Annotated in this window: 18 protein-coding genes; 3 read left to right on the forward strand and 15 right to left on the reverse strand. The window is 71.2% G+C overall.

The genetic code is table 11. The features are described 5' to 3' along the window. Positions 1–199 precede the first annotated feature (199 nt). From B5F84_RS08325 to B5F84_RS08335, 3 genes are all read left to right on the forward strand, one after another. Entirely contained in the window at positions 200–1,465 is a 1,266-nt protein-coding gene (locus B5F84_RS08325) for a radical SAM protein (protein WP_087322745.1), read from the forward strand. 68 nt (positions 1,466–1,533) lie between these two features. Then, complete coding sequence (locus tag B5F84_RS08330; protein ID WP_087322748.1) at positions 1,534–2,019, forward strand: hypothetical protein; 486 nt, start codon at positions 1,534–1,536, stop codon at positions 2,017–2,019. 145 nt (positions 2,020–2,164) lie between these two features. Further along, positions 2,165–2,434 (forward strand): helix-turn-helix transcriptional regulator, encoded by a 270-nt coding sequence (locus B5F84_RS08335; RefSeq protein ID WP_087322752.1) that lies wholly within the window; start codon positions 2,165–2,167, stop codon positions 2,432–2,434. A gap of 32 nt (positions 2,435–2,466) precedes the next feature. Here B5F84_RS08335 and nudC read toward each other — a convergent pair whose 3' ends face one another. The 15 genes from nudC to rsgA all read right to left on the reverse strand — a co-directional run bounded on the left by nudC (position 2,467) and on the right by rsgA (position 14,624). Then, positions 2,467–3,360 carry an NAD(+) diphosphatase gene (nudC, locus tag B5F84_RS08340; RefSeq protein ID WP_087322754.1) on the reverse strand — a complete coding sequence of 298 codons (894 nt, stop codon included), beginning with the start codon at positions 3,358–3,360 and terminating at the stop codon, positions 2,467–2,469. 175 nt (positions 3,361–3,535) lie between these two features. After that, positions 3,536–4,096: an FHA domain-containing protein gene (locus B5F84_RS08345; RefSeq protein ID WP_204205541.1), complete on the reverse strand. Its 561-nt coding sequence runs from the start codon at positions 4,094–4,096 to the stop codon at positions 3,536–3,538. Between the two features lie 16 nt (positions 4,097–4,112). Next, positions 4,113–4,469, reverse strand: a complete 357-nt coding sequence (locus tag B5F84_RS08350) for a DUF192 domain-containing protein (protein ID WP_204205542.1) — start codon at positions 4,467–4,469, stop codon at positions 4,113–4,115. Beyond that, positions 4,470–4,904, reverse strand: coding sequence for a hypothetical protein (locus B5F84_RS08355; protein WP_087322755.1), 435 nt, complete (start codon positions 4,902–4,904; stop codon positions 4,470–4,472). It abuts the gene before it with no gap. Between the two features lie 44 nt (positions 4,905–4,948). Continuing rightward, entirely contained in the window at positions 4,949–6,958 is a 2,010-nt protein-coding gene (locus B5F84_RS08360; RefSeq protein WP_087322758.1) for a hypothetical protein, read from the reverse strand. A 13-nt stretch (positions 6,959–6,971) separates the two neighbouring features. After that, the gene (locus B5F84_RS08365; RefSeq protein ID WP_087322761.1) at positions 6,972–7,460 is read right to left on the reverse strand and encodes a TadE family protein; all 489 of its coding nucleotides are present in this window, start codon (positions 7,458–7,460) and stop codon (positions 6,972–6,974) included. A gap of 1 nt (position 7,461) precedes the next feature. Next, positions 7,462–7,617 (reverse strand): hypothetical protein, encoded by a 156-nt coding sequence (locus B5F84_RS09635; protein WP_204205543.1) that lies wholly within the window; start codon positions 7,615–7,617, stop codon positions 7,462–7,464. Then, positions 7,617–8,105, reverse strand: a complete 489-nt coding sequence (locus B5F84_RS08370; RefSeq protein ID WP_087322762.1) for a hypothetical protein — start codon at positions 8,103–8,105, stop codon at positions 7,617–7,619. Before B5F84_RS08370 ends, B5F84_RS09635 begins: the two co-directional genes overlap by 1 nt. Then, entirely contained in the window at positions 8,069–8,266 is a 198-nt protein-coding gene (locus tag B5F84_RS08375; RefSeq protein ID WP_087322764.1) for a class III signal peptide-containing protein, read from the reverse strand. Before B5F84_RS08375 ends, B5F84_RS08370 begins: the two co-directional genes overlap by 37 nt. 28 nt (positions 8,267–8,294) lie before the next feature. After that, on the reverse strand, positions 8,295–8,930 hold the full coding sequence (locus B5F84_RS08380; protein ID WP_087322766.1) for a type II secretion system F family protein: 636 nt from the start codon (positions 8,928–8,930) through the stop codon (positions 8,295–8,297). Continuing rightward, positions 8,930–9,865 carry a type II secretion system F family protein gene (locus B5F84_RS08385; RefSeq protein WP_087322769.1) on the reverse strand — a complete coding sequence of 312 codons (936 nt, stop codon included), beginning with the start codon at positions 9,863–9,865 and terminating at the stop codon, positions 8,930–8,932. The genes B5F84_RS08380 and B5F84_RS08385 overlap by 1 nt, the downstream gene beginning before the upstream one ends. After that, a complete protein-coding gene (locus B5F84_RS08390; RefSeq protein WP_087322773.1) occupies positions 9,844–11,166 on the reverse strand; it encodes a CpaF family protein in 1,323 nt (440 codons plus the stop codon). The genes B5F84_RS08385 and B5F84_RS08390 overlap by 22 nt, the downstream gene beginning before the upstream one ends. Before the next feature lie 2 nt (positions 11,167–11,168). Beyond that, positions 11,169–12,449 (reverse strand): hypothetical protein, encoded by a 1,281-nt coding sequence (locus B5F84_RS08395; RefSeq protein WP_087322776.1) that lies wholly within the window; start codon positions 12,447–12,449, stop codon positions 11,169–11,171. After that, positions 12,446–13,153 (reverse strand): hypothetical protein, encoded by a 708-nt coding sequence (locus B5F84_RS08400; RefSeq protein ID WP_087322779.1) that lies wholly within the window; start codon positions 13,151–13,153, stop codon positions 12,446–12,448. The genes B5F84_RS08395 and B5F84_RS08400 overlap by 4 nt, the downstream gene beginning before the upstream one ends. Positions 13,154–13,436: 283 nt before the next feature. Next, the gene (rsgA, locus tag B5F84_RS08405) at positions 13,437–14,624 is read right to left on the reverse strand and encodes a ribosome small subunit-dependent GTPase A (RefSeq protein ID WP_087322782.1); all 1,188 of its coding nucleotides are present in this window, start codon (positions 14,622–14,624) and stop codon (positions 13,437–13,439) included. Positions 14,625–14,700 lie beyond the last annotated feature (76 nt).

Below are 14,700 nucleotides of genomic sequence, written 5' to 3' on the forward strand. Positions count from 1 at the left end.
CCCTCCTCCCAAAAACCGAAGGGGGCTCCGCACGCCCTCCGCCCCTCCCCTCAACTCCCTATAAGCAACGATACAATTAATTTATTGCTGTAACTGCTAAACGGTCTTCATTATTCCGTTAACGGTCAAGCCTTGTGAGCGGGTCATTCTCCACTATCATTTAAGGCAACGTTAAGGTTAAAAACGGAAAGGGGGACCGATGAGGCTCGCGCCGCATGCCGAGGCATTTTGCCTCGGGTCCGTGCCCATGGTGGGGAACCGTGTCACGGGAGGGCTCATTGGCCTCACGCCCGAGGGGCGTGCCCTCTGCGACGAGCTCTCCACGCGCGACGTTGCCCCGAGCGAAGTTCCCGAGTCCTGCCGAGAGCTCGCCGAGCACCTGGCGCGTGGCGGCTATCTCGAGGACGGCGAGAAGGACCTCGACGGAAGCGTGCCGCAGGTCATGTCGGCCTACCTCCACGTCACCCAGCGCTGCAACCTCAGCTGCCGCTTCTGCTACTCCGAGGACGCGGGCAGAAACGCCCTTCCCGACCCCAGCCTCCCGGAGCTGGCGCGTGCCCTCGACCTGCTGGGAGGGCTCGGTGCGCAGCGCATCGTCATCTCCGGCGGCGAGCCGTTCCTGCGCGACGACCTTGCGCGCCTCGCCGAGCGGGCATGCGAGGCAGGAATCGGCGAGGTCATCGTCCTCACCAACGGGCTGCTCGTCACGGACGAGGCAGTGGCGGCACTTGCAGGGCTCGTGAGCTGCATCGCCGTTGCCTTTGACGGCCCAGACGAGCGCTCGGTCCCCCACCTGCGCGGAGAGCGGCGCGCAGCACGGCTCGTCGAGGCCGTCCGCGCCGTTCGCGACGCCGGGATAGAGGCTCGCGTCCTGCCCACCCTTCACGGCAGAAACCTCGAGGACCAGGACGCCTACCGCGAGCTCGCGCGCGAGCTCGGGGCATCGCTCGGGTTCAGCCTGCTCACCGCGCCCATCGCGGAGCTCGGCGACTACGCGATCGGGGAGGACGACCTCGCAGAGCTCGGGCGCTCGGTCGCCGACGGAAAGGGCGGGTGCGGGGACGACCTGCTCGGGCCGGGCGTCGCGCTCGCCGCGCGGGCTACGTGCGGTGCGGGCGTCAGGACCCTCAGCGTGGCCGCAGACGGGACCGTCTACCCTTGTCACATGCTCCACGACCCCGCGCTCACCCTCGGCAACGCCTTCACGGACCCTGCCGAGAAGATCATGGGCGGGGCAGTGGCACGGCGCTTCCGGTCCCTTGACGCGCGGATGTTCGATGGGTGCGGCTCGTGCGACAAGCGCGTCCTCTGCGGCGGCGGGTGTCGCGCGCGGGCGTACCTGAGCGGCCTCGGACTCGAGGGCCGCGACCCCTACTGCGAGCTCTCGCGCTCTTACTATGCGCGGCTCGGCGACCTACTGGAACAGCGGTTCATGCCGAAGGGAGGTGGACAAGATGCTGTTTGAGATCGAGGGCAGAGGCCTGATCTGCATCGTTATTGGCGATTTCTACATTGGAGTCTAGGAGCAGTGCTATGCCTGAGGAACTTAAGAACGAGTACCGTCACGCCAAGACCGCCTCACTCGTTGGGTCAATCTGCATGTACTTGATGGCGCTCTTCTGCCTTGCGATACTTGCCATATTCTGCATAATGGGACCCTCCGAACCAATCGGGACCTTCTTGTCGGAAGCGGCCTCATTAGTCACCATCTTGGTATCGGTGGTTTATCTTGCCCAGTTCCTGCGCCACTTTGCCGCAGGCTCAACCCCGTTCGGCAGAGCCCAGTCGAGAAGGCTCATCGTTGCCTCCGTCTTTCTCGCACTACGTGCTGCGATGGATTCGCATCTCCCCGTTTTCAGCTATATCAATCAGCCCTCTCACCAGAACGTCCTTCAAGGGGCTGGAGGGCTTCAGGGGATCGACCTCAAGGTCGTCGTGATGGTCGTGTTTCTCGCATGCCTCGCCATGGTGGTGCGCTACGGCAACGTGCTCAAGGAGGACTCGGACTCGTTCCTCTAGGCTCTTCGGGCACCTCCGGGGCGAGGGGGCCGCAGTGAGGCCCCCTCGCCCCACGTCGACGCATCCCCATGCTGTCCGAATGATATAGACTGAACTGTACGTTTAATATCGTGAGATAACTGTTCGGCTCATCAGGAGGTCACCGGTGCCCATCATCATGCGGCTCGACCGCGTCATGGCAGAGAGAAAGATTACGTCGACGGAGCTCGCAAAGCGCGTCGGAACCTCGACGGTCAACCTCTCAAACATCAAGAACGGCCACATCCGCGGCATGCGCTTCTCCACGCTCGAGGCGCTCTGCCAGGTTCTCAACTGCAAGCCCGGGGACCTCATCGACTACATGACCCCAGAGGAAGAGGCCGCTGAGCGCACGCTCGGCGAGATTCGCGAGCGCAACTACGAGAAGCGGGACTAGCGGGGCCGGCTCGGCGCCCGGTGCCGGAACGGTTACTCCCAGGCCCTGCGCCCCATAAGGCGAAAGCGCTCGATCATCTCGCCCGTCAGGCTCGCGCGGTCCCCCACCCGCTCGAGCGGAATCTCGTCGCGGCGGAACCAGCGCGCCTCCTTGAGCTCCGAGCGGTCCACGCTCAGCTCGTCGTCCCCGTCGACCTCGCACCAGAACCCCGCCATGAGGGTATCCGTGAAGCTCCACGGCTGGCTCTTGTAGAAGCGCAGGTTCTTGACGGAGAGACCGACCTCCTCCGCCACCTCACGGCGGACCGTGTCCTCAAGCGGCTCGCCGATTTCGGTGAAGCCGGCCACAAGGGCCCAGAGCGCCGTGGTGCGCCCGGCGTAGCGCGTGAGGACGATTCGCTCCTCCCCGCCCTCGCAGCTGGTCACGGCACAGATGACGCCAGGGCAGATCTTGGGGTAGACGATTCTGGCACACTCCGGGCACACGATCTCGCGGCTCGTGGGGGCGAGCTCGGTGGGCGCGCCGCAGCGCCCGCAGAAACGGTTGTCCCGATACCATCGGTCGAGCTGCGAGGCCGTCGCCGCGGCAAAGAGCAGGTGCTGTGGCTCGGCCCGGCGCAGCCAGCTCACGGACTCATAGGAAAACCCCGACGGCACCGGCACGCGGTCGTCAAGTGCCAGGAAGAAGCGCTCGGGGCCCAGGGAGAAGAGGTAGGTCACCTGCCGAGGCCGACGCCCGAGCTCCTCCACGCGCGGAAGCTCGATGACCTCGCCAGAGTCGCCCGCGTCGGCATCCGCACCGCCCACGTGCGTGACCCTCGTGAGACACGCCCCCTCGCGAAAGTGGAGCAGGTAGTCGCCGGGCCGCGCCTCGTGCGGCGCAAAGGCGTTGTCAAAGGCGTGCTCGCGCTCGAACTCCTGAATCATGCTCTCTCCCCCATCGGCCTGACCGCGCCCGACCCCCAGGCACCCTGACCACATGCAGGCGCGCGAGAAGGACAGGGCGAGGTACCCCAGGAAGAGCCGGCAGCGGCGCACGGCGCGGGCGGCCTTCCGGACGCCCGGAGGTGCGCTGCGCGCCCTTCCCGGGAACGCAGTGCCATTATAGGGCGGCGGGCTCCTCCACACACCCCCTCCCCGCGACGGGCCCCGTCATGACGAGAAGGCATCCGCAAACCCCGACCGCATCACCGTAGGGAACCACCACGCGGTCGACCTCACGCCCTCGGTAGGTGGCCGGATTCGTGGAGCCGAGGTCGGCGACCTCCATGCCCTCCGGAACGGGCGTCAGCCTGAGGTGACGCCTCGACACCGCAGGCGAGTGCAGCACCACGTCGTTCGCGGGGTCTCTTCCCAGGGTCGCACCCTCCTCCCCCACGGGAACCCAGACGTCGACGGACGCCGTCCGCACGAACACGCCCGTCCTCTCGGGCGGGGCCGGCACGGGAGCTGCGGAACGGGAGAGGTCGACAGTGTCCCCCTGTCCCCCGCCCGAGAGGCCCGCGGGCGCTCCTGGCACCAGCTCCCCCGCGCCGTGCGACGGGTCCCGGGAGAAGTCGTAGAGGCAGCCGTAGCAGACCGCCATGTCATCGTAGAGCTCCGACCCGCACCGCGGGCAGAGCTTCGTCGCGTATCCCCTGTGCACGCCCGACACCTGTCTCATGGAAGCTCCCATCTCCCTACCCCGCCATGCCAACGCTGACGGAGACGACCCACAGCTGCTCGCCCTCCTCGAGCCACGCCCCCTTGCGGGCGGGACGCTCGATCGTGCACCACGCCTCGGGGTGCGAGCGAAACTCCCCGGGCGACACGCCCCGAAACACCGCGAGCACCACCCCGACCTCGCTCAAAAACGCCACGTCGAGGGGGTAGCGCATCCCAAAGGTGTGGATGGAGCCACACCGCGTGATGAGCACCGCACGAGCATCCTCCCCCGAGCCGAGAAGCCCCCGAAGGCGCTCCCGCCAAGAGGAGAGCACCCGGACCTCGATGGGGTCTCGGGACCAGGCGTCCGACGCGAGCCTCGCAAGGTTCACTCAGACCACCACCCCGGGCCTGAACCGATCGACCACGAGCTCCCGCTCGTGCCGAAGCACAAGGGGCGCGGCAAGGGTGATTCCCGGCATGCGCAGAAGTCGGGGCCATGGATGGTAGGTGAGCGTGCAGACGTAGCGGGTGAGCAGCGGGGATATTGCCATGATCGACCCCTGCTCGCCCGAGGACGCCCGCTCGGCGCGCACCTCCACCTCGCACGACCCCTCGCGCCCGAGCGCGCCCGCGAGCGCCGAGCGGACCTCCTCGACGGCCGCCACCTCGGTCTGCTCCCCCGCGGGCGAGACGCCGTGGGCGATGACGGCGTCAAGGGACGCCTGGTCAAACGCCGCGCACGCCTCGGCGAACATCATGAGGTTGACGAGCACGAGCGCCACGACGATGACCACGGGCGCCACGATCGCAAGCTCCACGGCCATCTGCCCCTCCCGCGCGCCCCGAGAGACAGCTCCGCACGGCGCCCTCACGCCGCCCCCGCAAGGGCGGAGAGGTCTATGGTGAGCGGGATGGAGAGCCCCGTCCCGGGGACGGGTACCTCGGCCACGGTGAGCGAGCCCGACCCCACCTCGTCGACGACCCAGACCCCCATGGCCCTGGCGAACTCCTCGGGCGACCCATGCGCGGGAAGCGCGTCGACGAGGGAGCGGACCGTCGAGAGCTGCTCGAGGCCGCTCTGGTCGAGCACGTCGCGCGTGTTCACGAGCACGGGCTTTCTGAGGCGCAGGTCGACCGGCTCGAAGCCCGTGGCCTCCATAACCTGCGTGAGCCGCGCCCTGAGCCAGGAGCCGACCGTCCCGCCAAGAACGCCGTCAAGGCCGTCGAGGAACTCCCCGCCCGCCCTGGCCACGTCGCCATAGGCCGAGCCATACCCGACGAGCAGGCTCCCCCAGAGCTCCATGACGCCATCGAGGGCGCCCCCGAGCGCAGAGTCCCCCGCCCCCAGCGCATCGAGGAACCGAGAGAGCACGCTGTTTCGCGCCGTCGAGTCGTCAGGCGCCAGGGCGGCCGCCGAGACGGCCGCGCCCGCGGGCAGTTCGGCCGAGGACAGAAAGGCGCTCGTGAGGCCCGCGGGAACGTCCCGGGCGTCTCGCGTGACGACGGAGACGCATCCCCAGGCGCCCGGTGGGCAGAGCCTCGGCCGCGCGACGGAGAGCTGCTCGAGGGCCCACGCGAAGACGCCCTCCGCCTCCTCGGCGAGCTCCCTCGCGCGGCCCTCGGCGGCAACCTCCTCGTTTCTCGCCCGCTCGTACTCCTCGGAGGCCTCCACGATGAGGCGCCAGTGGTGCTCGAAGCCGTTCTCGATCGCCGTCGAGGCCGTGGCCACCCTCCCAAGGTCGACCACGTCCATCTTGCACGTCGCGCAGGGGCGGACCGAGCCCGCGTCGAGCGCCGAGAGGGACGCCGTGCCAGAGGGGGCTCCCGTCGCGCCGGGGCAGAGCGGCGACGAGTGAAGGGTCCGCCCGGCCGCCTCCTCGGTACAGGGCCAGGTCGCGTCGGTGTAGAGCTCGGTCTCCCTCGTCTGGTCGGTGTTGCTCGGCAGCGACGGGAGCTCGATGCTCACGGACCCGTCGGGGGCCTCGGCGTACGACCCCCGGCTGACCTCCTGGAGCGCGTAGGCGTAGTAGGCCCTCCGGCAGGCCGAGTCGGTCAGCTCCTCGGGATCGTCCCCGGCCACGACCTCGGCCTCGAGGCGCGCGGCGTAGTAGGCGCGGGCGCGCAGGAGGGGAGCCCCGAACGACCATGATGACGCGTCGGGATAGTCGGGGTTGAGCGCCCCGGCAAGGCCGGCAAGCGAGCCCGCGCGCTCCCGAAGGCAGTACGGCACGCTCCCGCAGTCGGCCAGCCACCCCCGCTCGAGCGCGGCGCGGGCGGCGTCGTGGGCCTCCTCGGCCTCGTCGGAGGCCTCCCCCATCTGATCGGAGAGCTCCTCGAGACGACGGTCGTCAACGTCTGACCGAAGCGCCGAGAAGTCCGAGCGAGACTCCGTGGGAAACGGCAGGGCACACCCCGCGTACGAGAGGCCATCCCCCGAGTTGGCGGCGACGCACGAGGCCGAGTTCGCCACGACGAGCAGGGGAAGCGTCGCCTCAAGGCGCTCGATCCCCTCGGCCGCTGACCGCGCGAAGCCGCGTCGCGCGTCAAGGATGCCCCTCCCGGCCTCCGTCACCCCCGCCCCGGCCGCGGAGAGCCCCGGGACGCAGGAAACCACGAGCCCCGCCCCGAGCACGACGACGCCGGCAAGGCCCATGCTCAGGACGCACGCATCGACGACCTGCGCGATCGTGGAGAAGGCCGCCACCGCGTTCTGGCCCGCCATCGCCCCTGCGTCAGCCACGCGCTGAACCTCGGACGAGCGGCCCGCGACCCACGTGGCGGTGGCCACGGAGAACGTGAGCGCAAGGCTCAGCACCAGGGCAACCGCCACGGCGACCGTGGTGAAGCCGTCCCTCGCGTCGCGGAACAGCGAGAGCACGGGCGCCCCGCGCTCAACCCCAGACCCCGATCCACTCCTCATAGCTCCCCCCAATCCAACGGGCGCGCGCGTCCTGCGCGGCCTCGACCCTCACGACCACCGCCCCATCCTCCTGCGGCCCCAGAGCGGAGACGATGGCCCCCAGGAGGGGAAGCGGGCGGACCCTCCCCTCGATCTCCACCGTCACCCGGCCGCCCTCGTCGGGCGCCCCCGCCCGGACCTCCCAGCCCTCCGGGCCGCCCTCGTGAAAGGCCGCCACGTCAGGCACGGCCGCGAGACGGCGTAGCGCAAAGGCGCGGGCCGCGCGCTCGGGATCGCGAGACGTGGCCACGAGCCGCGCGGCCTCGTGCGCAGCCGACGCCATGACCGCCCGCGTGTAGAGCAGGCAGGCGGGCTGCACGAGAAGCGCAACGAGCGCCAGCGCCGTCGGGACGAGCAGGGCCGCCTCCACCGTGGACTGCCCGAGCCGCCGCCCGACCGCCCCCGCAGCACGCCCACCCATCTCAGAATCCCGAGACGTCCTGGAGGAAGGCCACGACGCCCGCCCCCGTCCCGTGGGAGGCCGCGCCCGTCGCGAGCGCGACGATCCCGCCCCCTCGCGCGGCGTCCCAGATGAGCGCGAGCGCAAGGACCATCGCGACGAAGGCCGAGAGCACCATCAGGTACTCGACGGTGGACTGTCCCCCTGCGCCGAGGGCCCGAGCGCGCGAGCGACGTCGCCGGCGTCCATGCGCCAGACGCCGACCACGCTTCCCGAGCCGTCTGCCCGCTCGCTGACCACGCAGATCTCCACCCAACCGCTTCCCTGCAGCACGCATCCCCACGTCCTTCCCGAAAGGTCGAGATACCCCGCCTGGGCGACGACGCAGTCCCCTGCCGACTCGTAGCCCTCGAGCACCCGGGCAGCCTCCCCGACGACCCCCAGCTCGCTCTCGTAGGAGAACGCCTCGGCCGCGCCGACGAGCTCGCCAAGACGGCCTCCCCCGATCGCACCGTCCCCCTCCTGCCCCGCAGGCGGCTCCTCGTCCGGACCGCCCCCGTCAGGCTCCGGGCCCCAGGGACCCGCCGCCAGGGCGAGCAGGACGGCGACGGCAAGACCCGCGACGAGCCTCAGAGCGAGTTGATGCCGCTTGCTATCGCGTCCCACAGCTCCGCCACCTTGTCCCTGAACGCCAGGATCGCAACGATCGCGATCACCACGAGGACCCCCACGAGGATCGCGTACTCCGTCGTGCCCTGCCCCGAACGGTCGCGCGCCACGCGCGCGACGCCCGTCAGGGCCCTTCTCGCCAGGCTTTCCTCTGTCATCGAACTCTCCTCTCTCGTTGGGCCGGCCCTAGCCGGCCACCAGCACGGACCCCAGGAGCGGGCCCAGGATCGCCAGGAACATGGCGGGGACGATGAGGGTCCCCAGCGGCACGAGCATCTTCACGGGCACGCGCTCGATCTCCTCCTCCACCTGGGCGCGCTGCTCCTCCCGAATGGCATGCGCCTGGCGCTCGAGCGCCTCGGCAAGCGGCGTCCCAAACGCGAGCGACTCGGCCACGACCGAGGCAAACCGCCGTATCGCTGCGACGTCGAGCTCGTCGGCAAGCCGGGCGAGCGCCTCCTCACGGCATGCCGTCCCGATGCGCCAGCTGAGCATCGCCCTCGAGAACGCCCTCGCAAGCTCGCCCTCGGAGCGCTCGCAGTAGAGCTCGAGGGCGGAGTCAAAGGAGAGCCCCGCCGAAAGGCCAAGCGTGACCACGTCGAGAAGAACGGGCAGCTCGGCAAGGCAGTCCCTCCGCGCGCCCGCCCGCGACTCGGCCGCTCGGAGCGACGCGACCGGGGGGAGGGCGCAGACGGCGCCCCAAAGGCGCGCGGGCGCGCGGGCCCCGCCCGCGCGAGGGAGCGGAGCGCCGAGCGCGAGGAGGGACGACATCCCCGCAAGAGCCCCTGCGAGGAGGGCGATCGCAGCCGACCCGGCGCCCATCACGCCACCCCGCCCATGAGGCGCCGGATGAGCGCGAGGGCCAGCCCGTCGAGCAGGGCGGCCACGAGGACGCATCCCGCGCCGGAAACCGTGGCGAGCCCCCTCTGGAAGTCGGGGGAGATGAGCGCGAGCACTCCGACCATGATGGCCGGGAGCAGGCACACGATCCGCACCGAGAGCCTCACCTGTGCGGTCTTGACGCTCAGCATGCGCTCGAACTCCCCCTGGCGCTCGGCCAGGCGCGCCGAGCGTGTGAGCAGGTCGCGAAGCGGGCTTCCCGTGCGGTGCGCGATGACGAGCGCCGTGGCAAGAAGCGCGGCGCCGGGCACGTCGAGCTCGCGGGAAAGGAGCCCGACCGCCTCCTCGGTGGGAATGCCACACCTCAGCCGCAGCGACATCCGCGCAAAGACCGCGCCGGCAGGACCGCGCTCGTGCGCGCCCACGTACTCGACGGACTGCGCGAGCGTCTGCCCTGACCCCATGGCCACCGAGAGCGTGCGGAAGATGCCCGGCATCTCGGCAAGAACCTCCCTGCGCTCGCGACGCCGGCGCGCGGCCTCCCGGGCAGGGCAGGCCCCGGCCAGCGCGAGCGCCCAGACAACGCCTGCGCCGGGCGACCGCATGAGCGCCGCGACCGCGACCGACGACAGCGCAAGCGCCCAGAGAAGGAGGACGACGCATGTGCCGGCGTCAAGACCGAGCGCACGGGCGGCTGGGGCCACGGAGAGCCCCTCGGCCAGACGCCTTAGGGAGGTGTGGCCGAGAAGGCGCCCCACGGTGGGGGTCCTCGAGAGACGTACGGCCAGGCGGAGCGCACGGCGCACGGAGCACCCGAGGAGGCGGGCGGGAGGCGCGACCGGAACCCTCGCGCCCGAGAGCGCCAGGGCGGCGACGCCCGCGGCGAGGGCGACGCCTATGACGAGCAGGACCTCCATCGCTCCACCTCCCCTCCGTCCAGCACGCCGTCCATGACCGCCCTCGCGACAAAGGCCGGCTCGTGCACGAGGACCCAGGAGCGGCGCCCCTGGTCAAACGAGACGCACTCGTCCAGGACCACCTCGCCCGAGGCCCCGCGCGAGACCTCCGTGAGCGAGGTCACCACACGCAACCCGTCAGAAAGCCGTCTCATCACCACGATGAGGTCTATGGCCGTGGCGACCTGCTCCTCGATCAGCGTGGTCGGGAGGTCCATCCCAAAGCGCGCCATGAGCACGAGCCGCATCACGGCCTCCTCGGAACTTCCGGCGTGCAGGGTCGTGAGCGAGCCGTCGTGGCCGGTGCTGAGCGCGTTGAGCATGTCGACGCACTCGCCGCCCCGCACCTCGCCCACCACGATGCGGTCAGGCCTCATGCGCAGGGCGTTCTTGACGAGGTCCCTGATGGTCACCTCGCCCGACCCCTCGATAGAGGCCGAGCGGGCCTCGAGCCTCACCACGTTTGGGTGGGCGTCAAAGCGCAGCTCGGCGGCGTCCTCGATGGTCACGATTCGCTCCCTCACGGGAATCTCGCAGGAGAGGGCGTTGAGGAGCGTGGTCTTGCCCGACCCCGTACCGCCCGCCACGGCAAGCGACCTTCTTGCCCGCACGGCCCAGGACAGAAGCCGTGCGTACCAGCCCGGAAGGGACCCGAGCTCCTCGAGCGTCCGCAGCGTGCGGATGCGGTCGGAAAACTTCCTGATGGTGATTGCCGGCCCGTCGATGGCGATGGGGGCCGCCACCGCGTTCACGCGGTCGCCGTTGGGCAGGCGCGCGCTCACGAGGGGGCTCGCGCGGTCAAGACGGCGCCCAAGGGGCGCGAGGATGCGGTCCATCACGATCATGATCTGCTCGGGAGAGTCAAAGACGGTGTCGGCGGGGTGGAGCTCGCCGGCGCGCTCGTAGAAGAGCGCGGAGCACCCGTTGATCATCACCTCGGTGATCTCGTCGTCCTCGAGCAGCGGCTGAATGGGACCGAGGCCGCAGACCTCGTCGAGGACCTGTCGCACGAGCAGGGAGCGCTCGTCGGGAAAGAGCCCCTCGAAGCCCTGCGTGTTGAGAATGGACTCGAGCGAGACGCCGAGCTCGGAGCGTGCCCGCTCCGCCGTCTCGGCGGAGAGCATCTCCGCAATGACCGAGAGCCCAAGGCGCTCGACGAGCGCCGCCTTGAGGCGCTCCCGGGCCTCCCTGAGACGAGCCCCGCCCTCGGGCGGACGGGAGGCGTCGGACCGAGCCTCGCGGACGAGCTCGAGCACGGACATGGCTACCTCGCCTCCCTCAGCAGTCCGAGAAGGCCCGTCCCGCGACGGCGCGCAGGGCCCTCCGCGGCCCGACGGGCCTCCTCGCAGTCCGGCAGGGAGCCGAGCTCGGCGAGCACCTGCGCAATCATGGTCGCCACGGAATCCGAGAGCGCCGAGGGCTCCTCGGCAAGCTCGACGGCCCTGCCCGCCCCGAGCAGCTCCTCCGCCTCCGCCCCTCCCTCGAAGATCCGGAAGACCCGCGCCGCCTCAAGGCCCACCTCGGCCCTGCCGAGGGAGAGGTCGGCACGCTCGCGCGGGTTCGCCCGGTTCTCGACCCGGGCGATGCGGGTCCGAGCGACCCCAAGCCGCACGGCAAGCCCGCTCGTCCGGGCAAGGGAGGCGAGAGAGCCGGGACGACCGTCCGAGACGATGACGAGCCGGTCGGAGGCCTGGGCGGCCTGCGCGACGGCATCGGTGAAGGTCGGGGACGTGTCCACGATGACGAGGTCCGCCCCATGCGCGAGCTCGGAGATGACCCTCCCCGCGAGCGGAGCCACGAGCTCGGCCTCCTCGGGCCGCTCGCAGGGCCCGAAAACGCTGAGCCCCGGGGCGGCGTCGGCCCCGATGCGGGCAAGCGCGCCGGCAACCTCCCCCTCGTCCGCCAGACGGGCGAGGTCGGAGCCCCCGGGAAGGGCAAAGCAGCTGTAGAGGTTGCCGCACGAGAGGTCAAGGTCGAGCGCGCGGACCCGCATGCCCCAGCGCGCGGCGTGCGCCGCCGCGAGCGCGGCGATGAGGGTCTTGCCCACCCCTCCCCTTCCCGAGCAAAGGGTCACCACCGCGCCCCGGCCGTCCGGGTCGGGAGCGCCGCCGGCAAGCGCGAGGGGCGCGGGCAAGGGGGCCTGCGGACCTGCGGGGGCAAGGCGCCCCTGGGCGGCAGGCCCCGCACCCGACGGTTCCGCCCCGCGCTCCGGAGCCCCCTCGTGCTCGGAGAGCTCGATCACGTAGTCGATCCCGGCCCGCGCGGCGCGAGACCGGAGCGAACCCGTGACGTCCCTCCTCACCAGCGCGACGGAGCGCGCGTTGCCGTCCTGCGCTATGGCGGCCGCGAGGTTCACGTCGGAGACCCCGCTTGCAAGGGGCCCCACCGCAGCCGCCATGCCATTGGGGACCGCCTCGAGAAGGGCGCGGCGCAACGCGTCCGCGGTCCCGACAAACTCCACGCTGGCGGCCGGGTCGCACGACCTCAGCGCCCGGGCCAGGGCGACACGGTCCTTCTCGCCACAGAGGGCCATCCACTCGCTCACTGCCCCACCTCCCCCGCCTCGTCCGCGGGCACCTCGGAGGGGGCCTCCGGATCGCTGGCGCCAAGGTCGGGGGCGTCGTCCGCGGGCAGCGCCAGGCGCAGGCTCCCCTCGGAGGACGCGGCGAGCACGCCGGCCACGCTCTCCGGGAGCGCGGCCAGAGAGACGCTCCCCCGACCTCCGAGCGCACGGCCGTCCGACGACGGCGCGCGCAGCACCACGAGCCCCGGCGCCAGGAGCGAGACGCCGTCATCCCCCACCTCGTAGGCCGCAAGCGTCATCCCCGGCGTAACCGACTCGGGAAGCCCCAGGTCGTCCGTCACGGGAAGTGAGAGGGCGACATGCCCGTCCGGAACCTCGAGGGCATCGGAGCTGTCGCGGAAGTTGAGGGCCGTGAGCGGGGCTCCCGGGGCGGCCGGAACCGTCACCTCGGTCCCCATGACCTCGTCAAGCGACGTCACCGCACCCTCGGGAGCAAGGTCGGAGAGCCAGTCGCGCTCGGTCGCGTTCCTCCCGCTCACCACCTCGCCCGCCTCGATGCCCTCGGGCGCCACGACGAGGCTCACCACCTCGCCGCCATAGCGCTCGAGCGCCTCGGTCCTCACCCGGTCCGCCTCCTCGCGGACCTGACGTCCGTACAGCAGGCAGAGCGCCGCGGCGAGCAGCGCGCACGAGCCTGAGATGACGAACCTGAGGCGACGGGTCATGGGCGGGCCCCTTTCTCCCGGGCGGGACGGTGGTTGGACGTGTAGGCGATTGTCCGACCGCCGGGCTCAGGGCCCGCGCTCAATCGAGGAAACCCCGACACGGGCCTTCCCGGGGGCTGCCCCGCCGCTTCCCGCCCGAGGCCCCCGCCCAGATGGACTCACTTGACATAAGTTTTTTGACCCGCCCAACGCGCGTGAGACCCTGGGCGCGCGAGGGCGCCCGTCACAGAGACGGGCCCGCCTCCCTGCCTGGGAAGCGGGCCCGCCGGGAATCTCCGGATGGCTAGATGACCACGTCAGGGTCGAGGGAGGCCGCGCTCGCGCGCATCTCGGCCGCAAGCGCAAGGTAGCAGGAAAGGCGCACCTGCCCAAAGGCCCCGGCCTCGTACGCGGCGCGGACCCCGCAGCCGGGCTCGTGCGTGTGCGTGCAGTCGCGGAAGCGACACGTCCCGGCTGCCTCCGCTATGTCGGGAAACGCCTGCGCCAGGCCGCGCTCGTGGCCCACGATGGGAAGGCTTCGCAGGCCCGGCTCGTCCACGATGACGCCCGCGCCCGGGAGCGACACCATCCGCCGCGCGACGGTGGTGTGACGACCCATGTCGTCCGTCTCGCGCACCGCGCCCGTCTCGAGCACCTCGCGCCCGAGCAGAGCGTTGAGCAGGGTGGACTTCCCCGCGCCGGACTCACCGAGCACGATGGCGACAACGCCCTCCGGCACGAGGGCGCGCACCGCCCCCACGCCCCAGGGGACCCCGAGCTCTCCCGCACGCGCCGTCACGCGCGCGACCTCTGCCCTATCGGTCGCCGAGGTGGTAAGGGCGAGCGGGCACCCCGCGCCCAGGACCTCGCGCACGGCCGCGACGTCGCGGCCCAGGACCTCGTCGGAGGCGCGGTCGGCCTTGGTGAGCACCACGGCCACCTCGGCCCCGCAGTCGCGGGCAATGACCGCCGAGCGCGCCACGCGGTCGAGCGATACGGGCCGCTCGCCGAGCTGCTGCACCACGAGCACCACGTCGACGTTGGCGGCAAGCGTCTGCCGCTCGCCGCGCGCCCTGCCCCGCCAGCGGGCGATGTCGCTCTCGCGCGGCAAGATCTCCTCGATGAGGCCCATGTCGTGGCCGTGAGGTCGCCGGGCGCACACCCAGTCGCCCACCGCCACGCGCGCGTCGGCGCGGCCGGCGAGCCCGCCTTTGGTGAGGCGCGCGGAGAACTCGGCGCGGAAGAGGGCGTCGGCGGAGAGCACCGCCGGGAACCCGCGGTCCAGACGGACGACGCAGCCCATGACGAGCTCGGCGCGGGAGGCCCCCGCCTCGACGGCGCGCTCGCAGGCGGACCCGAAGGCGCTGCGCTGACGCTCGCTCGAGGAGAGCTCGTCAAAGCGCGGGAGCTCGGTGAGCTGGGAGAGCGCCGGCAGCGCGGGCGCGCTGCCCGGGCACCCGACACGCCGTCTCCTGGGGGAACGCTTCGCCACGCGGCTCCTCTCTCGTCTCCTGCACAGCCAGTATAGCGCTGCGTCGCGCGGGGGCCTGGCGGGCCGTCCCGCCGCC

This window comes from Olsenella sp. An290, assembly GCF_002159535.1.
In the GTDB taxonomy this organism is placed as follows: domain Bacteria; phylum Actinomycetota; class Coriobacteriia; order Coriobacteriales; family Atopobiaceae; genus Thermophilibacter.

What these genes read in the sequence shown, in the direction of transcription:
- B5F84_RS08325 (WP_087322745.1), top strand. Translation starts at nt 200, where the DNA reads ATGAGGCTCGCGCCGCATGCCGAGGCATTTTGCCTCGGGTCCGTGCCC.
- B5F84_RS08330 (WP_087322748.1), top strand. Translation starts at nt 1,534, where the DNA reads ATGCCTGAGGAACTTAAGAACGAGTACCGTCACGCCAAGACCGCCTCA.
- nudC (WP_087322754.1), bottom strand. Translation starts at nt 3,360, where the DNA reads ATGATTCAGGAGTTCGAGCGCGAGCACGCCTTTGACAACGCCTTTGCG.
- B5F84_RS08345 (WP_204205541.1), bottom strand. Translation starts at nt 4,096, where the DNA reads ATGAGACAGGTGTCGGGCGTGCACAGGGGATACGCGACGAAGCTCTGC.
- B5F84_RS08355 (WP_087322755.1), bottom strand. Translation starts at nt 4,904, where the DNA reads ATGGCCGTGGAGCTTGCGATCGTGGCGCCCGTGGTCATCGTCGTGGCG.
- B5F84_RS08365 (WP_087322761.1), bottom strand. Translation starts at nt 7,460, where the DNA reads ATGGGTGGGCGTGCTGCGGGGGCGGTCGGGCGGCGGCTCGGGCAGTCC.
- B5F84_RS09635 (WP_204205543.1), bottom strand. Translation starts at nt 7,617, where the DNA reads ATGGTGCTCTCGGCCTTCGTCGCGATGGTCCTTGCGCTCGCGCTCATC.
- B5F84_RS08375 (WP_087322764.1), bottom strand. Translation starts at nt 8,266, where the DNA reads ATGACAGAGGAAAGCCTGGCGAGAAGGGCCCTGACGGGCGTCGCGCGC.
- B5F84_RS08380 (WP_087322766.1), bottom strand. Translation starts at nt 8,930, where the DNA reads ATGGGCGCCGGGTCGGCTGCGATCGCCCTCCTCGCAGGGGCTCTTGCG.
- B5F84_RS08385 (WP_087322769.1), bottom strand. Translation starts at nt 9,865, where the DNA reads ATGGAGGTCCTGCTCGTCATAGGCGTCGCCCTCGCCGCGGGCGTCGCC.
- B5F84_RS08390 (WP_087322773.1), bottom strand. Translation starts at nt 11,166, where the DNA reads ATGTCCGTGCTCGAGCTCGTCCGCGAGGCTCGGTCCGACGCCTCCCGT.
- B5F84_RS08400 (WP_087322779.1), bottom strand. Translation starts at nt 13,153, where the DNA reads ATGACCCGTCGCCTCAGGTTCGTCATCTCAGGCTCGTGCGCGCTGCTC.